Genomic DNA, 21788 nt, shown 5'->3' with positions numbered 1-21788 from the left:
TTTGCTATACAAATGTGGAGGATATAAATTAGACCCATCAGAATTATGAAAGGAGACCAATTAGGCGAGTTTGAAGAATTAGTATTACTGACTATTGCTCTGCTGTACGACGATGCCTATAGCGTGGCAGTAGTTGAAGAATTATCCAAGCGGTTGCAGCGCCCTATGAGCCTGGGAGCCGTGCACCGAACTATGCAAAGGCTGGAAGAAAAGGGACTTGTAGCATCCCGTTTCGGAGAAGCACTGGCCGAAAGGGGAGGGCGCAGGAAACGATTGTTTACGGTTACTACCTCGGGAGAACAAGCCTTGCAGGAAGCCCGCCAGATTCGGAATGATTTATGGGCCGGTATTCCTAAAGTAGCCTTCGGAGGGGCTATGTCATGAAAAATTCTCCCCGCCCTTACCGCTGGGCAGAAAAACTATTCAGTTGCATTGCCGCCCCACATCTCAGAGAAGAATTGCTAGGTGATTTAGACGAACGCTTCTATAAACACGGGCAGCGTTATGGCTATGCCATCGCCAGATTATTGTATCTGATTGATATACTTTTACTGCTTCACCCACGCCTATGGCGACGAAAAGCAGATACTTATGAAACTATTACTTATTATTCATCATCCTTTATTCTTCACCCTGATATGTTACGCAACTATTTCAAAATCGCCTTTCGTAACCTCATTAAAAACAAGGTTTATTCGTTTATCAATATCAGCGGACTGGCCGTAGGCATGGCCTGCTGCCTGGCTATCTGCCTGTATGTATACGATGAATTCAGCTTTGACCGTTTTCATACCAATGCTCCGAACCTGTATAGGGTAGTAGAAAAACAGAACCAGGCAGGTACCTTGTATGATGTGGCCTCATCACCAGGTCCGTTGGCTCCCGCCTTAAAAGCTGAATTTGCCGAAATCAAACAATATTGTCGCTTTGACCGGTATTGGGGCATATTAAAACACGATTCTACTATCATTGAAGACATAGATATGCTGGGTGTCGACCATTCATTTTTCAATATGTTTAATTTCCCTTTACTCCGGGGTAACGTAAATCAGGCTTTATTGAACCCCAATGAAATTATTATTACTGAAAGCACGGCCGAGCGATTCTTTGGGAGTCAATGGAAACATTCAACCAATATATTAGGTCAGCCATTTCAATTCAAAGACAAAACCTTTACGCTAACCGGAATCGCCCAGAACCCTCCACATAATTCACATATTCAATTTGATATCCTGTTTTCTTACCTTTTGACAGAGAACGACAAAGACCAGTATAAATGGAATAATGATAGCCATTATAATTATCTTTTACTACAACCTAATACAGATATAGTAAGCCTCAATAAAAAGCTATTTGGCTTTATGGCTAAATACCGACCTTTCGACAAACCTACTATTAGTCTACAACCCATGTCAGATATTTATCTGAATCCGGCTTTTAGTTTTCAAACCGACTGGCAGACGAAAGGAAGTCGCTTATACATCTGGGTTTTCGTAGCCGTCGGAAGTATTGTATTGCTTATTGCCCTTTTCAATTTCATGAACCTGTCAACAGCAAGGGCTATGAAACGGGCACAGGAAGTAGGGGTTCGGAAAGCCATAGGTGCAGTACGTTTACAGTTGGTTGTGCAATTTTTAGGCGAATCATTATTATTAACGTTATTAGCGGTTATCTTCTCTATTGGCCTATTGATTCTGTTTCTGCCTTTACTGAATGAAATAGCCGCCAAATCATTAATAATACCATTTACTGAACCTTTGCTCTGGTTGGTGATTATGGGCTTTACTTTATTAATAAGTTTTCTGGCTGGTATATATCCTGCCTTTTACCTATCCGGTTTCCAACCCATAAAAGTGCTAAAAGGCGTATTTAATATACAGTCAGGACAACTTTTCCGTCGAACCTTAGTAGTCAGCCAGTTTACAATGTCTGTCGTCCTGGTAACTGGTGCTATTGTGATATACAAGCAACTGACATTTATGCAGAATCAAAACCTGGGCTTTGATCAATCACAATTACTATCAACCTGGATCCGACCTGAACTGCATAATAAAATAGAGATGATGAAAGCTGATTTAGAACAACAAAGTAGCATTGCTCAGGTAACCCTAACCACAGGGAATCTGGTAGATATGAACAATTCAACCTATGATTTTTCGTGGGAAGGACAAGCACCAGGAGAGGGGATGGTAATTACACATGCCAATGCCGATCCTCAATTTTTGAAAACAACTGGAATGAAACTGATTGCCGGAAGAAATTTCGACCCAAAAATTACAAGTGATACAGCCGAAGCCTATGTAATTAATGAAACTGCCGCCAAACGAATGCACTGGACACCCGAACAGGCTTTAGGCAAAACAATTACTTTCTGGCAAAAGAAAGGAAAGGTAATCGGTGTAGTTAAAGATTTTCACTTCCGTCCGCTTACGGCTGCTATAGAACCATTTTTGCTACGTTACTGGCCGGTTGGGCCATATAACTATAATAATTTCTTAATCAAGACACGTCCGAATCTCAATCATGAAGCAATTGCGGCTTTAGAACAGGTTTATAAGAAATATAAAAGCATTATGCCTCCATATTATGAATTTGTCGATCAGTCTTTAGAAAACCAGTATCGCACCGAGCAACGCACAGGTAAGGTAGTGTTTTATTTCTCTGCGCTGGCTATTTTCGTTTCATGTCTGGGATTATTTGGTCTGGTTACCTTTACAGCCGAGCAACGCACCAAAGAAATAGGCATCCGTAAAGTTTTAGGCGCAACTGTTACCAATATAGTCAACTTATTATCAAAGGATTTTCTGCAATTAGTTGTACTGGCCATCATCATTGCTTCGCCGCTCGCCTGGTTTCTGATGAACCAATGGCTCGCAGATTTCGCCTATAAAACCGACGTAGAATGGTGGATTTTTGCCTTATCAGGCATATTAGCCATTGGTATTGCCTTATTGACAGTCAGCTTTAAAGCCATCAGAGCAGCAGTAGTTAACCCAGTGAAGAGTTTGCGAAGCGAATAGCATAGGGCTTAGAGCAGAGCATAGGGTAGAAGGTAAAGAGCTTTTTGATATACAAGTAGTTGAGCGAATAAGCATATCAAAAAGCTCCAACCCTCTGCCCCATGCTCCATGCCTTCTGCTACTCGCTTTTCAAACTTTTGATAGGATTCATCAGCGCAGCTTTGATGCTTTGGAAACTTACGGTCAGTAGCGCTACGATTATTGCCAGTAGTCCCGCAACAGCAAATATCCACCAGCTAAGCTCAACGCGGTAAGCAAAATCCTGCAGCCATTGGTTCATGATGTACCAGGCTATTGGACTTACTATCAGAATGGCAATGAGAATTAGACGGATGAAATCTTTCGACATCAATACAATAATACTCATAACTGAGGCTCCTAACACTTTGCGGACACCGATTTCTTTGGTGCGTTGTTGGGCGGTAAACATGGCTAACCCAAATAAACCCAGACAAGAAATAATGATGGTAAGCGATGCAAAAACACTGAACAATTGTCCGGTACGTTGCTCTGACTGATAGGTTTTATTAAACCTATCATTTAAAAATGAATAAGAAAATGGATTATCAGTATGCGATTTCCATTTTTGCTCTAGTATATCCAGTAAACCTGGTATATCGCTGGTACGAACTCGAATTGCCATCTGATAGGTATCAGCGCCATAATACATGACCAATGGAGCAATGCGGTTATGAATAGATTCAAAATGGAAATCTTTTACCACGCCAATTATTGTAAAAGTTCGTTTGCTTGCCGGTGAATCACCCACACTTGTCAGCCGCTGCCCGATAGGATTCCTGAAACCAAATTCTTTAGCAGCAGCTTCATTAATCAAGATAGCGGCGGTATCGGATCGTACATTTCTTGAAAAGTTGCGTCCTGCCGCCAGCCCAATACCTAAAGTAGGTAGGTAATCATCATCTATGTAATAGGTTTGGTCGCGATAGGTAATCGGGTGGTCTGAACCATTGGCCAATTCAAATCCATCTGCAGCACCATTCGAAGCTCCTGCAGGAATATACCCCGCCATAGTGGCATTGGCAACCTGCGATAATTGTTTGATTTCGTTTTTTAAAGTATTCAGTTGTTGGCCAAGCACATAGGTATCATGCAGAACCAATATCTGCTCTTTATCAAAACCTACTTTTTTATTCTGAATATAATTTAATTGCCGATACACAACCATCGTGCTTATAATCATGCCGATAGAAACCACAAACTGAGTGGTAACCAAGGTACTACGCAGCCAACTGCTCTTGAATCCGGCATTGATTTTCCCTTTTAGCACACTTACAGGTTTGAATGCTGACAGGAAAAAAGCAGGATAGCTTCCGGCCAATAACCCAATAAACAGGCAGGCCGTTAAAATAAAAGGAATCATCATACCCTTTATTAAGACACTCACCTCAAATGATTTCCCTGATAGGTCGTTAAAGTAAGGTAACGCTATAGCTACTATTACTAAAGCAACCGATAAGGCCATGAAAGTAATCAATACCGACTCGCTCAAAAACTGCCCTATTAGTTGGCCTTGCAAAGAACCTAGTACTTTGCGCACACCCACCTCTTTAGCCCGATTGGCAGAACTAGCCGTAGATAGGTTCATAAAGTTAATACAAGCAATTAGCAGAATAAACAAAGCAATAGCCGAGAAGATATATACATACTTCGTATCACTATTGGCTTCAATTTCACCATCCAGATGAGAAGTCAAATGAATGTCTTTGATGGGTTGAAATTCAAAGCCAAAGGCATCGCCTCTTTTCTTGAATTCAGCCAAAGTAATGCCTAAAAATTCCTGAATTTCAGGAGCTACATACTTATCCACAATGGCAGGCATAGCTGCATTCAGTTTTTCCAGTGAGTAGCCATCACGAAGTACTATGTATGTATAAGCGCCACTGGCCAGCCATTTTTCACGCAATTTTATACCGTTAATAGAAGCAAATATATTATAATGAAAATGCGTATTGGATGGCACATCTTTACATACACCTGTTATCCGGTAAACATCCTTTTCGCCTAATGTCAGGGTTTTGCCGATAGGGTCGCTGTCTCCGAAATATTTGGTGGCAATGGTTTCTGTAATCACCATCGTATTAGGTTCTCTCAGAACTGTTTTCGGGTTGCCTTTCAACAACGGAACAGAGAATACCTCAAATAAATTAGAGTCCGGAAAAACAACGCGCTCTTCTTTAAAGCTCTCGGTAGCATTTTTTACAATGAATGTTCCATCATGATACAATCGGGTGAAAGCCTCAACCCCAGGGATTTCCCGAGCTAAGGCCGGCCCGGCTGGAACACTTGCATGAGCAGATTTTATCTCTTTCCCCCCAAGTGCACCACTAATAGTCATTCTGAAAGTTCGGTCAGCTTTTGCGTGATATTTATCATAGCTTAACTCATGTTGAATAAACAACACAATGAGCAGGCAGGAGGCCAGACCAATAGCAAGCCCAAGTATATTAATAGCCGTGTAAGCCTTGCGAAGCATCAGGTTACGCCAGGCGATTTTCAAATAGTTACGAAGCATAATAGGCGAGAGGGATATAGTTGAATTATGATTAGATGATTGATTGCTGAAAAAATAAGGTGTCAGGTACTGTAGTGCTGCGCGCCAATAATCTTTATCGGCCTGGCGTTTGCTCACTTGGGTAATGCGTTTCTGATAGAATTCATGTAAATCTCCCTGGACATCTTCTTTCATGTCGGGTGACAGAAACCATTCTAACAGGCGGTCAGGCCAGCGGGGCGGGGTTGGAAGTTTATTGTTAGTCATAATAGCTTTTTCATATTTATTTAATAATCACCTGCAGTTTACCAGCCGGAATCTCCTGCCAGAGATTTGCCCGCATTTCCTGTATTTCAAGTAATGCTTTACTTCCTGTTGCGGTAAGGGCGAAGAAACGTTTACGTCGGCCACCGCGCTCGGCTGTTGCACCGCCTAACTCAGATGCCAGATAGCCTTTCTCTTCCAGGCGGTAAAGAGTAGCATGCACAGCGCTCATTGTAATAGCACGTCCGGTTTGCTGTTGTAACCGCTCCCAGATAGTTACCCCATAGGCTTCTTCCGTACAGCCTGCTATCACCAGTAATACTACTTCTTCAAACTCTCCTAAAAAGGTTCTTTTCATAAATTCTCAGGTTATTAATGATTTGTTATAATAATAGAAAACAAATAGAATGCCAGAATTAAAAAACGCCTCACAACCCTCAGAATGGCTGATTTTAGATTTTTAGGTAGTAAAAACTTGTCCAGAAACGGACAAATTTCGTCCATTTCTGGACGAGCCTTTGCGGCGCGAACCACCCGTTTGGCCAACGAAAATCTTTGCTGATTAATTTTGGGTCAATCGGTAAAATACTCAAAAAAATAAAGACAAAATTGTTATTTTTGTCGACCAAAATATAAAGAAATGCAGTGCATATAGTGGTATGAAATTTGCCGTTAAAATGAAATGCTTTTACTAGGCATAACCTGACAAACTGCTGAATAACATAAAGCGATTATCATACATTCGCTAAAGATTTAACCTCATTTATGGATGACACAGACCTTTACCTTTAAGAATACGGTGTTTTTCTCTATTTGCTGTCTGATTAGTACGCTTAGCTTGGCTCAATCTTCTATAAGCTCCAGACAAAATAAGCCACTGAAAAAAGTTGTCAGAACGGAGTCAAAACAACTCAGAAATCCTATTTTGCGTCATGAAACAGAAAGCAAAAACCGGAAAGAGAATTCTGTGGCGATACCATCATTGACTGACCCAACTAATGTATGGGTTGATGCGACATTAATTGATAGTGGTTCTTCTGTTAACTTGGCTGCTACTTGCGCAGAGGGCACAGTTACCTGGTACAATCAGGCTTCTGCTGGCTCTGCTATAGGCACAGGCTCACCTTTGACTGTGGCCCCAACTTCTACCACAACTTATTACGCTGCTTGTGAAAGTGAAAGCATGACTAGTAACAGAGTGGCTACAGAAGAGGTAAGAGTAAGAATCGTATTGGGCAATCCAACAGGTGTAGCAGTGAGTCTGACAGATGTCTGTGTTGGTGAAAATGTTTTATTAAGTGCCTCTTGCGAAGTGGGAACTGTTAAGTGGTATAATGCGGCTGAACATGGTTTGCTTATAGGAACAGGGTCGCCGTTGTTAGTCACTGTAAGTTCAACCTCCCGATATTATGCCGCCTGCGAAAGAGAAGTTGATTTGAGTGCCAGGGAACCAACAAATGAAGTAACTGTGAGAATTATACCTGACCCAACAGCCGTATCAGTAGATAAAATAAGTATCTGTGCCGGGGCGTCAGTAACATTAGCAGCCACCTGCTCCTCAGGGAGCTTGCGTTGGTACACTGACCTTAATGGCACAACTTCTATTGGCAGCGCATCTTTGTTAACCCATATTCCTGTAAGTGATATAACTTATTATGCGGCCTGCCTGAGCGATGGTTGTTTAAGCAATAAAGTAAATGCAGGCCGGGTTGTAATTAATGCAATACCCGGCAATCCAACGGGGATTATAGCTGATAACACTACTATTGTCAATGGTAGAGTTGTGACTTTAAACGCTACCTGTGCTACAGGTATACTTCGCTGGTACAATCAGGCAACAGATGGTATGCTTATAGGAGAGGCTTCTCCATTTAAATACTACCCGGCAAATACCACTACATTCTATGCAAGTTGCCGTAATGGTGCCTGCGAGAGTAGCCGTCTGGCAACCAGTGAGGTTACAGTGTCTGCTCTCAATCAGTTGCCATATATGGTGAAAAACATCAGCGCAGGGGCTAATAGTTCGAGCCCATACAATTTTGTAAAACTTAACGACAAGTTGTATTTTTTTGCCAATGATGGAGAAAACGGCGTTGAACTATGGGAGAGTAATGGAACTGATGGTGGAACAAAAATAGTGAAAAACATCAACCCGAATAGTAATTCTAACCCTGAGGAATTGATTGTTGTCAATAATACTTTATACTTCGTTACCGATGATGGGGTTCATGGAACTGAATTGTGGAGGAGCGATGGAACCGACTCAGGAACAGTACTGGTAGAAGATATAAATCCGTCAGGAGATGGACAAATAAGCAACCTGACCAATATTAACGGAAATCTGTATTTCAGTGCCTTTGATGGAACGACTATGGGAGGATTATGGAAAGTTGATGGTATAACAGGGGAAACTTCAAAAGTTACCGAAAAGGTTTCAAATGCAAGCACTTTTGTGAACGTAAATGGAACTTTGCTGTTTCAGGCTTTCAATTCAGGAGGAATTGACTTATGGAAAAGTGATGGAACTGATGACGGCACAGTGCGATTGAAGACAGGCAGTGCTTTCCCTATGAGCGGATTTTTGAATATAAATGGAACCATATATTTTGCGGCTGGTGATTATACTAATGGAAAAGAATTATGGAAAACAGATGGCACTGCTGACGGGGCTGAATTAGTAGCAGATATAGCACCTGATATTGCAAGTTCAAACCCGAGTAATCTGATTGATTTGAATGGTACTTTATATTTTATTGCTGATGCTGGTATGTATGGATATGAATTATGGAAAAGTGATGGCACAGCAGGTGGAACCACTGTGATAAAAGACATTAATGATAATTCTGTGAATTCAATTATTAATAATGTCTTCAATCTGAATGGTACATTGTATTTTGCTGCTAATGATGGTGTAAATGGGTATGAATTATGGAAAAGCAATGGAACTATCGCAGAACTGGTAAAAGATATTAATCCTACAGGAAATTCTGTTCCAGGAGTGTTCACCGAACTTAATGGTGCTTTTTACTTTATAGCCGACGATGGTGTTCATGGTAAAGAATTGTGGAAAAGTGATGGCACTGAGGGCGGAACATCTATGGTGAAAGATATTAATATTTCCGGCGACGCAAATATTATGAGCCTGACTAATTTTGATGGAGTCTTGTATTTTCAGGCTGAGAACGGAACAAACGGTAAAGAGCTCTGGAAAAGTGATGGAACAGAGAGTGGAACAGTTCCGATAAGTGACATTGATAATCAGGACAACTTTGAGGGTCTGACCAAGATAAACGGCATTGTATACTTTGGTGCCAATACTAATTCAACCGGAAGCGAATTATGGAAGACTAACGGTACATTAGCCGGTACTTCATTGGTTAAAGACATCCACTCTGGCGATGGAACTGCTTCACTAGGGTCAATGACCAATGTCAATGGTACCTTGTATTTTACTTCAAATTCAGGTGAACTATGGAAGACAGATGGGACAGATGCAGGAACAAGTATGCTTCAGAGTATAGACCTTATAAGTAGTGGTGGTGGTAGCATTAATAGTCTTACGAACGTAAACGGGCTATTATATTTTACAGCGCCGGGTGCGTTTAGTAGCTTCAACTTATGGAAGAGTGATGGTTCGCTAGGGGGTACAATGTCAATATTTGAGTCAAAAGGCTCAAATATGAGTTTCATGAATAACCTGACGAGTATGGGTGGTAATTTATATTTCAAAGGATACGATGGTATAGGGAGGAGCGAATTATGGAAAAGTGATGGTACAGAGCAAGGAACTATCATTGTAAAATACATAAATCCTTCAGGTAACTCATTGCCAGATAATCTTTTAAATGTCGGTGAAGTATTATACTTTGCTGCCAATGATGGTACAAATGGTACCGAATTATGGAGAAGTAATGGCACCGAAGAGGGGACAGTGATGGTAAAAGATATTAACCCTTCCGGTAGTTCATCCCCCTCTAATCTGGTTAATGTAAATGGTACATTATACTTTACTGCCTACGACGAAACCCATGGAATAGAACTATGGAAAAGCGATGGTACACCAAACGGAACTGTTCTGGTAAAAAACATCAATACTTCGAGCAGTTCATCTCCTTCTAATCTGGTTAATGTAAATGGCACCTTATATTTCACAGCTAACGACGGAGACATTGGAATAGAACTCTGGAAAAGCGATGGTTCTGACATTGGCACGGTGAGAGTAAAAGATGTAAATCCTGTGGGCGATTCCTCTCCGAACTATTTAACCAATGTAAATGGTGTCTTATATTTCACAGCTAATGACGGAACAAATGGAATAGAATTATGGAAAAGTGATGGGTCTGATGATGGTACAGTATTAGTGAAAGACATCAATGTTTTAGAGAACTCATCATCTCCGACTAATTTAGTGAATGTAAATGGTACTTTATATTTTACAGCTGATGATGGCGTAAATGGAGTCAGATTATGGAAAAGTGACAGCAATGGCATAGCAATGGTTGACAATGCTACTCATATCACAGATGTGAATAATTTATTAAATGTAGGAGGAAAATTATATTTTATTGCCAGTATCACACTTGATGGCTTTAAATATGGTAATGAACTATGGAGCCTGGGAAGCTGTACCACTGATAATGATGTGGTGACTGAGTATGGAAAAACGAACAAGTTTAACAGTGCAAAGCATACTACTCCAAGCCTTACTACCTGCCATTGTGATGTGTTCAATAAACTTATCACTGCAATTGATTCCACAGGTTTAAGCCCGGTTAGTAATCCGGTAAATGTCAAAGAATGGATTGAAAATACAGCAATAGAAGGTTTTGTAAGACGTCATTTTGAAATGAGGCCTGCCAACAATCCTTCAATTGCCACAGGAAAAGTAACACTTTATTTTACACAGGCAGATTTTGATGCCTATAATACATCTAGTAATTCAAATGTTCTGAAACTTCCTGCAGGTGGTGATGATACTGAAAGTATGGCTTATATCATTATTCAGAAATTTGGAGGTGTAAGTGACGATGAAACCGGGCTCCCATCTACCTACACATCTGACCCTTTAGATATTAACCCGGATATGGCAGATATAGTCTGGGATAGTACAGCCAATCGTTGGGAGATAAGTTTTACCACAAGAGGTTTTGGCGGCTACTTTTTAAAGACCGAAGTACTTGCTAAACCGACGGGAGTATCGGTAAATCTGACAAGCATTTGTAGGGGCACGAATGTTTCATTAAGTGCTACCTGTGCCAAAGGTATTATTGCCTGGTATAATCAAACCACCGGAGGTACTGCAATTGGTACGGGCTCTCCACTATCAGTTATACCAGATACAACAACGACTTACTATGCCACCTGTCAGGTAGGTGAAACCAATAGCGAGAGAGTTGCTACTAGTGAAATAACTGTCAAAGCCATTCCGGATAACCCGACTCTTGTTTCAGTTAATAAAACCGATATCTGCGTAGGCGAATCGGTTTCTTTAACAGCGACTTGCGCCACAGGCACTATCCGTTGGTATGCACAAGCCAGTGGCTCTACACCAATCGGAACGGTTTCTTCTTTAATTCAGACACCTGCCTCTACTATTACTTATTATGCAGCTTGTATAAGTAATGATTGTGAGAGTAACAGAGTAGCCACCAGTCAGGTAGTAGTCCATGCCATACCTGTTAACCCAACCACTGTGACTCTTGGCAATACAGCTATTTGTAGTGGTACAGCAGTTTCTCTGACGGCTACTTGTATCACGGGAACGATCACCTGGTATAATCAGGCAACAGGAGGTATAGCTATTGGCACTGGTAACGGATTAAGCCAGAGCCCGATTGTAAATACTAACTATTATGCGAGCTGTAAGAGTAGTTTTTGCGAGAGTGGTCGTGTACTTATCAATCAGGTTACTGTAACTATTCAACCCACAAATCCGACAAGCGTTTCTGTCAGTAAAACAAGTATTTGTAATGGTACTTCTGTTTCTTTGGCAGCCACATGTTCTATAGGTACAGTTACCTGGTATAGTCAACTATCAGGAGGTTCATCCATCGGCACAGGCACAGGGCTCAGTAAAACTCCGACAGTAAATACCACTTACTATGCCTCATGTAAAAATGGTAATTGTGAAAGTGCCAGAGTAGCCACCAGTACCGTTGGGGTATGGGCACAAGTAACTGACCCCACAAGTGTTTCTGTTACTAATGATACTATTTGCCAGGGCAGTTCGATATTATTAACAGCTACCTGTGCTACAGGAACTCTCACCTGGTATAATCAGGCAACAGGGGGCACGGCATTAGGTACCGGGTCATCCCTCAGCCAGACTCCTGCTATAAGTACTACATTTTATGCCAGTTGTATCAATGGTGCGTGTATAAGCAATAGAGTGGCAACTGGGGTGGTAGTAACAACATTACCAATGACACCAATTATATCAGGAACTAATGAAATATGTGCAGGTGAAACAGTGCTCTTGACGGCTTCAACGCTGTTGCCGGATGTGGATGGTGTTTCAACGTATCATTGGACTGGTGGATTAACCGGAAACAGTATAAGCGTCTCGCCCACAACCAGTAAGAGTTATAGAGCCATTGCCAGTCTTAACGGTTGCTACAGCGATTCTTCTGAGGTTTTCACTATTATGGTAAATATAGTTCCTGTTGCTCCGGATATTACAACAGATAATTCAACGATTTGTAGTGGCGATATAGCCATTATAACTGCACAATGCGCTAGCCAGTCAGAAGCTTTCTATTGGTCAGTTGCCCAGGCCCGAACAAATGATGAGATTAATCCTGCCTATATAAATGTACGGACTATTACAGCTCCCGGTACTTATAAAGGGTATTGTCTATCGAGTGCAGGCTGTAGAGGGCCTGAGGCAAGTATCACTATTACTCAGGATAGCAATTGTGGCGGGCAAAAGTTTATTACAATTACTCCAGAAAAGCCTGTGATTTGCCCTGGTACTTCTGTAAAATTATCTGCTAGTGGATGCAGTGGGACTGTAACCTGGACTGGTGGGCCTACCGTTCTAACAGGAACTTCGGCCACTTTCAATCCGACTACCAGCACAACTTATTTAATACAATGCAGTACGGGAGGGAACGCAAATATTACTGTAGCAGTAGCCGAAACGAATACAATCGTTACCAGAAATGTCTCAACCGGAGAAAGCACTGTGAAAGCAGTAAACAAAATAGAGTCAGCCAAGAAAGTCGGTGATATAAATTACACGCCAGGGCCTAGGGTAAGTTTTGAAGCAGGAAATTCAATTTTATTAAAACCCGGTTTTGCAGCCGAAAAAAGTGCCGTTTTCACTGCACAAATAAAGGCTTGTAATTAGCGCGTAGAGAGATAAGGGAGCTTAATATTTATACTCTCTCAGCCAAATCAGCTCTTTATTCTGGCATTTTCTGGATAGGAACTGATTTGGCTTTTTATTTGAAAATTTGTTATAGAATAATTCTTTACCTACAATAATATCTCCGATATTTGCCTTGCTTCAAAACCTACCTATTCAGCATGGAAAAAATTAACTGGGGAATTATCGGTTGCGGTGATGTGACCGAACTCAAAAGCGGCCCTGCTTTTAATAAAGTACCAAACTCATCATTAATAGCTGTGATGCGTCGCGATGCAGCCAAGGCAGAAGATTATGCCCGCCGACACGGTGTGCCCAAATGGTATAGTGATGCACAGCAATTAATTGACGACCCCGAAATAAATGCGATTTATGTGGCTACGCCTCCTTCTACGCATGAAGAATATACTCTTGCTGCCATCAAAGCCGGAAAACCTGTTTATGTGGAAAAACCTATGACGGGCGATTATGCCTCTGCTCTACATATGGCAGAAACAGCCAGAGACAAGAACATCAAACTGGTAGTAGCACACTATCGTCGTGAGCAGCAGCGATTCAAAAAAGTAAAACAATTAATTGCAGAAAAAGCCATTGGAGAGGTAAGATTAGTGAGGCTCGAATTAGCCAAAACTCCTTTAACTCCCGAAGAATTTGCAGACCCTAAAACTGCCTGGCGTATCGACCCTGCCATAGCAGGTGGGGGCTTATTCAATGACCTTTCTCCACATCAATTAGATCTGATGTATTATTTCTTTGGCGAGGTAGCGAAAGTAACAGGTCTGGCCACTAACCAGGGAGGCTTCTATAAGGCTGATGATATGGTAATAACTAATATCTTGTTTAAAAGCGGGGTTGTTTTTAACGGAACCTGGTGCTTTAATGCCGGAAAAGCCGCGGATTATTGTGAGATTCAAGGAACAAAGGGTAAGATAAGTTTTACTGTTTTCAGCACTGATAGTATTACTGTTGAGATAGATGGCAAAGCCGAAGTGCTCACATTTGAACCGCTTCTGCACGTGCAACAACCCATGATTGAAGCGGTAGTAAACTATTTCTTAGACAAAGGCCCAAATCCGGATAGTGGTTTTGAGGGGGCAGAGGTAATGCGCCTGATTGAAACAAGTGTAAAACGCTGGGGATAAACTTAAAGAGCAGAGGGGTCAGTAATTAGAGGAACTACTGTATAACTTTTAATGCCAGTCATACCCGCAATGTTTGCATTGGTGCGCTAGGGGAGTTCGGGCTAATTGATGACATTTCGGACAATTATTGATATAGACTTTGTCGGCATATTTTTTTAGAACATAGGCGGCTACTTTTTCTTCAAAAGCCGTGATACCCTCTTTGTGCAGGTCTCGTAATTCCTGGCCGGAAGCTATAAATCCGCGCTTGATTAAAATGTCTTTAACGGTTACAAAAGGTAGAAATTCATTATTGTTTTTTAATTGGCTCATGATGTAAAATATGGACAAACGTTCATCTGCTGGCAATACATCCAAAAAATAATCAATGATATATCTGACCTTTTCCTGACTCATTATGTCTTATTTTTTCGATAACATTGCCTATTGAATTAATTTTAAAAGGAATTGTCTCCTTAATAATCAATAACTAGAAAAATAAAACAAAGTTTTGTCATATATCTCTCATAAGATTTCTTGAAAAAAATCTTTTACTAGATAACTTTCATTCCAGAAACAAATCATTGCACCACAACCTCTGTTAAACCAGCATGACCTTTGCCACCTGTTAACAATTGATTTGCAGGATAATGGGGTCGGCAGCCCAATCTCCGTCAATAATGTATTTGTAAAAATATCTACCGGTCTCAAATCTAACTGGCATTTCCATCCACCATTTACTTTGGCAAGCGAAGTGCCAAACATATTCCAGTGGTTGAAATCACTTATGATGATACTACCAAAAAAATACTCCTAATCTCAAACCAACGCTTTTCTATAAACGAACATAACTAACGGAAATATATTCATTGAAAAAGAAATTTATAGGAGTTAATAAACATTTAAAAGGGATTTTGATTATACAGTTAGATATTCATAGGAGCAGAGGAGTTGCTTTTCAATAATCCGTTATTTTTGTTTCATGCTTGAACAAGTAAAAGATATTATCCAGCGAGAAGCTAAACAGTTTTTTCAGCTAAAGAAATCGGAACGTTTGTGGCATATTCCGGTTTTAGCTTCTTTGTGCACGGGTTTGCCTTTGCTCGTAGGCTATTATGTGGGTCGGCTCGATTTTGGTACTTTGGCGTGTATAGGTGGGCTGGTGATTCTATATTTACCATCCACGAGTCTTGAAAACCGCATGCTCACTCTATTGGTATGTGCATTTGGGTTTATTATGAGTTTTACGGTGGGCATTGCTTTTAGTTTTAATCATTATGTTTCGGCCGTAATAGTAGGTTTATATGCCTTTGGTGTTAACTGGCTGACTAATTATTTCAGATTGCCACCTCCGGGAAATTTCTTCTTTATCATGCTTGCTTCGATGGCTAGTTGTATGCCATTCGACCTGTTGGCTATTCCGACTAAGATTGGCTTAGTAGCGCTTGGAACAATGGGAGGTTTTGTGCTTGCTATGGCATTTAGCTTGTATATTATCAGAAAATACCCTGATAAAATGAAAGACCCCGGCACCAGGAAAAGAATCTATACAAACCTGACTGAGTCTTTTATCATGGGGTTGTTCATTGCTATTTCTCTGCTAACAGGGCATATTTTTCAATTAGATAATCCCTACTGGATACCCATTTCGTGTCTGGCTATTATGCAGGGCATGAACGCCACACAAGTAGGGCAGAGAAGCTTCCACAGGATTATAGGAACTTTCATCGGCATGGGTTTTTCGTGGCTTTTATTGCAACTCAATCTCAGTACCCTGCAAATCTGTATCAGCATTATCCTATTGCAATATATCATTGAGATATTAGTGGTCAGGCATTATGCATTGGCAGTAATATTTATTACACCCATGACCGTATTTCTGATAGAGTTGAGCCGGGGGGCTGGGATAGATGCCAATCTGGTAATTGCTACTCGATTTTTAGATATTACTATTGGCAGCCTGATTGGCGCACTGGGCGGCTGGCTACTGCATAATCAGAAGCTACATCAGAAAGCTGAAAGGCAGATAAGAAAAACGAGGGTGGCGATTTTGAGGAAGTAAATGTTATCAATGAAAGCTTGTAAGATTAAAGTCGAGAATTGTTCCGTAAAATAAAAAAAACATTCACTACTTTCTAAAGGACATAAGAGTTGGGAACTGTTAAAAAAACAAAAATATTTAGTAAAAAAAGCTTAAACAGCTCCCATTAATTAAACGGTTATCGGGTTTAATATTTTAAAATCTTGATATTTCTATACCAAACCGTACTACCCCAATCCTGCAGACCTATTCTTCCGGTATAGCTTCCTTTTCCGATAGGGGCTTTTGCCAGACCACTTTTCGCAATTTTATCTTTCCATTCCTGGCTATTCAAATCATGTTCCTGCACTGTAAACCCGTTCTGAGTGACGGTCAACTTACCTTTCTTTACAATGAAATGAATCTGATTCCATTCGCCTTGTGGATTACTTTCGCGTAAGCGGGCATTGGCAATTCCGAAGAAATCACTGGCACGGTGGGTATTCTCTGCTGCTCCTTCGTAAATCTTATCGTCTATAACCTGAAGCTCTAAACCAGTGTGATGCATAAACTTATATTCCGGTGCCTCTTTCACAAAAAAGAAAATACCACTGTTGGCAAATTTGCTCACTTTCCATTCAGCTTTCAGTTCGAAATCGCCTTTTATTTCTTCGTCTGTTACAATATCGCCTCCGTTTTTGGCTTTATTACCAGCTCTTTCGGGTACATTTAGTTTAATGGCTCCTTGCTCAATTACCCAAGCAGATCCGGGTTCTTTGGCACCATAAGCGTGCCAGCCTTTAAAATCTTTTCCATCGAATAGCAATTTCCACCCTGCTTTCTTTTCTTCTGCGCTTAATGTATTCTGTGCATTGGTATGAATTAGTGTGCAACTAAGTAATAATAAGAGGAGTAGCTTGTTCATTTGTATAGTGTTAAAGGTTGAAAAACAAATATAAGGGTAATTGTAGATTGGCAAAAGTAAATGGAGAAATACACATCAAATTATCAACATATATTTATATAGAAAAGCGATTACCCCCATTATTTATACGAATGGATTCTCATTATTGCTGTTTAATATAAGTCGCTAGTTTTCTATTAGCATCATTTTTATGGGGCAATTCCTAAAGGTTATGAATAAAGTGATGTAAATTAGCGCTTTCCTACCACAAAAAGATATAACTATGCATTTCAGAGACTTAAAAACCGCGCCAAAAGAAGAGTGGGAATTTATTTATAGTCAATATTGCCTCACCTTCCCGAGTGATGAGCGACGCACTGAAGAGCAGTTCTATAAACTGTTTACTAATGAAAACACACGCATTTTCGGAATCGATGCAAACAATAATGCTATGGGGTATTTTGTTACCTGGCCCATGAGCAATTTTTTGTTTGTCGAGTTTTTTGAAATCTATCAGATATTCAGAAGTACAGGCTTAGGGGCAAGGGCACTGGCCGAACTACAAAATCAGTATAAAATACTGGTTCTAGAAACCGAACCTCCGTCAATGGGTAGTGTTGCCAAAAAACGCATAGAGTTTTATGAAAGAAATGGTTTTCAGATTGCTGACCCTGATTATATTCAGCCTGCTTATGATGTTACAAAAAATAGCATTAATTTATACCTGATGGCTACAGAAGAAATTGACCTGAACGCCGTGAAAGTCGAAATCTACAATAAAGTATATGGTGTACAAATTTGAGAAATTCGTTGGCCAGAAGCCGTCTGTAAAAGTGGCTTCTGGATTATCAATTAACAAGAAAAACTCCATTTCCTTCAACCATCCTCCTTGTTCCTTTCTCCATTTACTCAGGCCACTTACCGGTTTGTTTGGCAATATCTATAAATTTCTGGCCGTGTTCTGTCATTAACCCTTGTGCAATCATTCTGCCTACTCTTTCTACATTAGTTTTGCTCCAATTGCTTTTGGGTTTGCGGGGAGTAAATTGCAAATAGAAACTTTCAGCATCTCTTTTATTAGCCTTAGAATCTATCCATCCATAACATAGGGCTTCTTCTATAGATTCGGCATAATTAATACTGTTAGTTGAACTCTTTTTATGATGAATAATCAGGCAGATTGCCTTTTTTGATTGACTATTTTCTGCCAACCAATGACGCCACTCCTGGCGGGTTGAGGCATAAACTGCTTCGATTCCTTTATTATTTTCCATGAAATATGAATTGAGTGATTGAGCGAATTAGTGATTGAATGATTATTTTTATCACGAACTAGTAATGTCATCAATGGGGCATTAGACCGTGGATAAATTAAAATAATTTGACAATTTTAATTTATTCACTCAACACCAGGCTGCGCAGGTTCAATCACTAATTCACTCAATTGTTTCAAATAGTGCCGATTATACATAATGCCCAGAATATTTCCGAATGGGTCGATGACTGCTGCGGTAATGAAGCCTTCACCCCATTTAGTAATTGACTGATAAGGTTGAGCACCTAAGGTTAGTAATCGTTCTAAAGATTGTTCAATATGATCAACATGCCAGTATAAAATGGCTCCACCTGGTGTATCTGGAGCGGGTTGGGGTCTGAATTTTTTATTGATAATACCTACTTCGTGTTGATAGTCCCCTGTGCGATATTCGATATACGCAGGATTTTCTGCGTCAGGTCTTTGGAAATAAGGCTCAATACCAAATACTTCGTTATACCATTCACGAGCCGCTTTTACATCATCTGCCCAGTAGCTTACATTGGCCATTCCGCGTAATTTTGTTTGTGCTTCCATCTGAGTATTGTGTTCGATTTGATTGATGAAACAAAATTAAAGAGAGGTTATGACAGAGGTATGTCAGGGGTAAAAAAAGATTTAAAAATATTTAAGATAAAGAAAGGTGCCCTTTATATTCGAACGAATGCTAGAGAACACCTTTGGTATAAATAAGTGTAGTTTACTAAAATATTGAGTTACTCTATTTCATTTAATAAATGAGTGGTTAAGTCAATTCATAGAATCGCTCAATAGCTAAATATATTTTCTAGAACTTATAAATAAAGCTCGCTACTGCTGTTCTTGGTTTTTGTGGGTTGATAGACCAATAACCGATATAGTATTGCGTATTGGTAATATTATTTACGTTCAGACCTATACGATATTTAGGTGCGCTATAAAATAAGCTTCCGTTCAACAAGGTATAGCTTGGTAAAGTAAACACACCTGTGGCAGCGTTATCGATTACTTTGTATTCTCCACCATAATTAAGCCCAAGACCGATTCCGAAACCATTTGGGTTCTGAGGTTTAAACTTATAGTTTGCCCAGAAATTAGCATTGTCTTGTGGGCCTTGTCCACCAGGAGCTCTGCCTGGTTGCAGATAGAAATTATCCGGCTCACCTTTGATAACCTTGGTCTCGTTATGGCTATAACCTGCTACCAGATTTAAGCCTAAAACAGGGCTTGCAGTAATATCTAATTCAAAGCCTTTGCTACCAACTTCACCGCCTTGCAATTGATTATTGATATTGGTAGGGTCAGAGGTTACTTTGTTACGTACTTTTATATCATAATATGATACTGTAGCATATAATTTGTCTGAAATCAGATTGGTTTTAACACCTACTTCCCATTGGGTTGAATGCTCAGGTTTAAAAGCTTTCACTTTTGGATTTGAACCATCAGGGTCAGCTACCGTAGCCGGAGCAACATTCACAAAACCATCCATAAAGTTGGCGAATATAGAAACCTTATCCAAAACAGGCTGATAAACCAAACCGAATTTAGGCGATAATGCCCATTGATTATAATCATCGTCTGGTGTTGTCTTATCAGCTTTCGTATCAAAATAATCAGCACGGAGGCTAAACATGGCCGATAGTTTAGGTGTGATATTCAGTACATCAGAAGCATAGATACTGAAGGTATTGCTTTCGGTAAGAGTCTGCCAACCGTTTATACCTGAGTTTGCCAGAAGCTGGTCGATGGATGATCTGGTTAATGATGACTGAGGAATCGCTTCTTCTGTTTCAGGGTCGGTAAAGCTTGCTTCACCTTGTGGCGTTACATAGCGTGCCAATGCATAGCCCGAGGCATTATTAACCGTATTACGTGTCAGGTAATCAAGCCCCAGTACTACCCGATTTCTCATATTGCCGAGTTTAAAATCTCCGTTGAAATTCTGCTGAATGTCGGTAGTATTAATTGTATATTGCTCGTTGGTAAAATATTGTGCAAAGCGGTTATCACCTGCTTTATTTCCATAAATATACCCATAATATCCGGCAGATTTTGAACTGCCTCTGGCAATAACAGATTGAGAAGTCCATTTGTCTGATAACTTATAAGTCATTTGTCCCTGCATATTGAAGCGAGGGTTTCTGATGCTTAAATCATTGCTGGTAAACGATAAATCATATCTTAAGTTTAAGTCTTTTACGGTTTTAAAAGTCAATGGATCTGCACGATTAGAATGGAAGAACACGGGAGGAACCGCACGTTCTTCCTCTAATATTTCGGCCAGGAAATTGAAAGTTAATCTATCATTGACCTGATATAATAAGCTTGGGGCTATAAAGTACGATTTCTTGAAGCCTGCATCCTGCCAGCTACCTTCGTTATGAAAAGCCGTATTGATACGCATAGCAATTTTTTCTGTCTTGCTCAAAGGCGTATTTATATCAGCCGTAATACGGTTCAATCCATAGCTGCCTGCATTATAAGCCACTTCTCCGCCAAAAGTAAAATAAGGTTTTTTGGTAATAGTGTTAATCATACCACCATAAGCATAAAAACTTCCCCCAAATAAAGTACCCGACGGTCCTTTAATCACCTGAATCTCTTCGATATTGGCAGGGTCAAGGTTTCCATTAGTGAGACCGGGTAGACCATTATATAGTACAGTCTGTGCTTCAAAGCCTCTGAGTGCAAAATAAGAGGCGCCATCACCTGCACGTCCGGTCGATTCCCATGTTCTTGAGATACCGGGCACATTGCGCATGGCATCATCATAGTTAGTCACTGCCTGTTGTTTCATTAATTCAGACGAAACCGTATTATATACCTGTGGATTTTCGATATACTTCAAAGGCATTTTGGCAACAATTTCACTCTCTTTATTCATGAAGCGTGTCGTTCCTGATTTGATGACCACTTCCTGCAATTGTGTAGCGTTTTCATTCAGTATTATTTCGCCTACTTGTGTTACTTCACCTGCTTTTACTTCTACACTTTGTTCTTTTGTTTCCAAACCAACAAAAAATATACGTAGTGTATAAGTACCGGGTGCTACATTCTTAATTTCAAACCCACCACTTTTGTTAGATGCTACACCTTTGTTAGTGCCTTTCAATCCCACATTCACAAATTCTGCGACTTGTCCGTCTGATGTTTTAACAGTACCTCTGATTGAACCTGTTTGATTCTGTGCATTTGCCAGCATTGATACAAGGCTTAAAGCCATCAAGAGTATTGCTTTAAGCTTCCTTGCAGTTTTTTTCATGCAATATTTATTTAGATTAATT

The 21788-nt window shown here is 40.2% G+C and carries 13 protein-coding genes; 6 read left to right on the top strand and 7 right to left on the bottom strand.

Features of this window, described 5'->3' with window-relative positions; translation table 11 throughout:
• Window positions 1-45 precede the first annotated feature (45 nt).
• Window positions 46-384 carry a PadR family transcriptional regulator gene (locus D0T08_RS00615; RefSeq protein ID WP_116980632.1) on the top strand — a complete coding sequence of 113 codons (339 nt, stop codon included), beginning with the start codon at window positions 46-48 and terminating at the stop codon, window positions 382-384.
• On the top strand, window positions 381-3020 hold the full coding sequence (locus D0T08_RS00610) for an ABC transporter permease (RefSeq protein WP_229238876.1): 2640 nt from the start codon (window positions 381-383) through the stop codon (window positions 3018-3020). The genes D0T08_RS00615 and D0T08_RS00610 overlap by 4 nt, the downstream gene beginning before the upstream one ends.
• 118 nt (window positions 3021-3138) lie before the next feature.
• Here the strand turns inward: D0T08_RS00610 and D0T08_RS00605 are convergent, their stop codons facing one another.
• Together D0T08_RS00605 and D0T08_RS00600 are read right to left on the bottom strand one after the other, a co-directional pair.
• Window positions 3139-5799 (bottom strand): ABC transporter permease, encoded by a 2661-nt coding sequence (locus tag D0T08_RS00605; protein ID WP_116980631.1) that lies wholly within the window; start codon window positions 5797-5799, stop codon window positions 3139-3141.
• 16 nt (window positions 5800-5815) lie between these two features.
• On the bottom strand, window positions 5816-6154 hold the full coding sequence (locus tag D0T08_RS00600) for a PadR family transcriptional regulator (RefSeq protein WP_116980630.1): 339 nt from the start codon (window positions 6152-6154) through the stop codon (window positions 5816-5818).
• Window positions 6155-6565: 411 nt separating this feature from the next.
• Here D0T08_RS00600 and D0T08_RS00595 point away from each other — a divergent pair, with 411 nt between their 5' ends.
• Window positions 6566-13144 carry an ELWxxDGT repeat protein gene (locus D0T08_RS00595; RefSeq protein ID WP_116980629.1) on the top strand — a complete coding sequence of 2193 codons (6579 nt, stop codon included), beginning with the start codon at window positions 6566-6568 and terminating at the stop codon, window positions 13142-13144.
• Window positions 13145-13323: 179 nt separating this feature from the next.
• Window positions 13324-14304, top strand: coding sequence for a Gfo/Idh/MocA family protein (locus tag D0T08_RS00590; RefSeq protein WP_116980628.1), 981 nt, complete (start codon window positions 13324-13326; stop codon window positions 14302-14304).
• A 48-nt stretch (window positions 14305-14352) separates the two neighbouring features.
• Here D0T08_RS00590 and D0T08_RS00585 read toward each other — a convergent pair whose 3' ends face one another.
• Complete coding sequence (locus D0T08_RS00585) at window positions 14353-14700, bottom strand: hypothetical protein (protein WP_116980627.1); 348 nt, start codon at window positions 14698-14700, stop codon at window positions 14353-14355.
• Window positions 14701-15265: 565 nt separating this feature from the next.
• Between D0T08_RS00585 and D0T08_RS00575 the strand changes: the two genes are divergently transcribed.
• Complete coding sequence (locus D0T08_RS00575; protein WP_116980625.1) at window positions 15266-16345, top strand: FUSC family protein; 1080 nt, start codon at window positions 15266-15268, stop codon at window positions 16343-16345.
• A 166-nt stretch (window positions 16346-16511) separates the two neighbouring features.
• On the opposite strand, the gene D0T08_RS00570 is transcribed toward D0T08_RS00575, so the two are convergent.
• On the bottom strand, window positions 16512-17228 hold the full coding sequence (locus D0T08_RS00570; RefSeq protein WP_116980624.1) for a DUF1080 domain-containing protein: 717 nt from the start codon (window positions 17226-17228) through the stop codon (window positions 16512-16514).
• Between the two features lie 262 nt (window positions 17229-17490).
• Here D0T08_RS00570 and D0T08_RS00565 point away from each other — a divergent pair, with 262 nt between their 5' ends.
• Window positions 17491-18009: a GNAT family N-acetyltransferase gene (locus D0T08_RS00565; protein ID WP_116980623.1), complete on the top strand. Its 519-nt coding sequence runs from the start codon at window positions 17491-17493 to the stop codon at window positions 18007-18009.
• Between the two features lie 103 nt (window positions 18010-18112).
• On the opposite strand, the gene D0T08_RS00560 is transcribed toward D0T08_RS00565, so the two are convergent.
• The 3 genes from D0T08_RS00560 to D0T08_RS00550 all read right to left on the bottom strand — a co-directional run bounded on the left by D0T08_RS00560 (window position 18113) and on the right by D0T08_RS00550 (window position 21766).
• Complete coding sequence (locus D0T08_RS00560; RefSeq protein ID WP_116980622.1) at window positions 18113-18481, bottom strand: YdeI family protein; 369 nt, start codon at window positions 18479-18481, stop codon at window positions 18113-18115.
• 125 nt (window positions 18482-18606) lie between these two features.
• The gene (locus D0T08_RS00555; RefSeq protein ID WP_116980621.1) at window positions 18607-19059 is read right to left on the bottom strand and encodes a VOC family protein; all 453 of its coding nucleotides are present in this window, start codon (window positions 19057-19059) and stop codon (window positions 18607-18609) included.
• Window positions 19060-19309: 250 nt separating this feature from the next.
• Window positions 19310-21766, bottom strand: coding sequence for a TonB-dependent receptor (locus D0T08_RS00550; protein WP_116980620.1), 2457 nt, complete (start codon window positions 21764-21766; stop codon window positions 19310-19312).
• Between the last annotated feature and the right edge of the window lie 22 nt (window positions 21767-21788).

Source organism: Emticicia sp. C21 (genome assembly GCF_003418935.1).
Classification (GTDB): Bacteria; Bacteroidota; Bacteroidia; order Cytophagales; family Spirosomataceae; genus Emticicia.
This window is presented reverse-complemented; position numbering and strand designations above follow the sequence as displayed.

Bases quoted from the DNA above. Each gene is read 5' to 3' on its own strand.
- D0T08_RS00590 (WP_116980628.1), top strand. From the start codon at position 13,324: ATGGAAAAAATTAACTGGGGAATTATCGGTTGCGGTGATGTGACCGAA.
- D0T08_RS00550 (WP_116980620.1), bottom strand. From the start codon at position 21,766: ATGAAAAAAACTGCAAGGAAGCTTAAAGCAATACTCTTGATGGCTTTA.
- D0T08_RS00585 (WP_116980627.1), bottom strand. From the start codon at position 14,700: ATGAGTCAGGAAAAGGTCAGATATATCATTGATTATTTTTTGGATGTA.
- D0T08_RS00565 (WP_116980623.1), top strand. From the start codon at position 17,491: ATGCATTTCAGAGACTTAAAAACCGCGCCAAAAGAAGAGTGGGAATTT.
- D0T08_RS00555 (WP_116980621.1), bottom strand. From the start codon at position 19,059: ATGGAAGCACAAACAAAATTACGCGGAATGGCCAATGTAAGCTACTGG.
- D0T08_RS00560 (WP_116980622.1), bottom strand. From the start codon at position 18,481: ATGGAAAATAATAAAGGAATCGAAGCAGTTTATGCCTCAACCCGCCAG.
- D0T08_RS00610 (WP_229238876.1), top strand. From the start codon at position 381: ATGAAAAATTCTCCCCGCCCTTACCGCTGGGCAGAAAAACTATTCAGT.
- D0T08_RS00600 (WP_116980630.1), bottom strand. From the start codon at position 6,154: ATGAAAAGAACCTTTTTAGGAGAGTTTGAAGAAGTAGTATTACTGGTG.
- D0T08_RS00575 (WP_116980625.1), top strand. From the start codon at position 15,266: ATGCTTGAACAAGTAAAAGATATTATCCAGCGAGAAGCTAAACAGTTT.
- D0T08_RS00615 (WP_116980632.1), top strand. From the start codon at position 46: ATGAAAGGAGACCAATTAGGCGAGTTTGAAGAATTAGTATTACTGACT.
- D0T08_RS00570 (WP_116980624.1), bottom strand. From the start codon at position 17,228: ATGAACAAGCTACTCCTCTTATTATTACTTAGTTGCACACTAATTCAT.
- D0T08_RS00605 (WP_116980631.1), bottom strand. From the start codon at position 5,799: ATGACTAACAATAAACTTCCAACCCCGCCCCGCTGGCCTGACCGCCTG.
- D0T08_RS00595 (WP_116980629.1), top strand. From the start codon at position 6,566: ATGACACAGACCTTTACCTTTAAGAATACGGTGTTTTTCTCTATTTGC.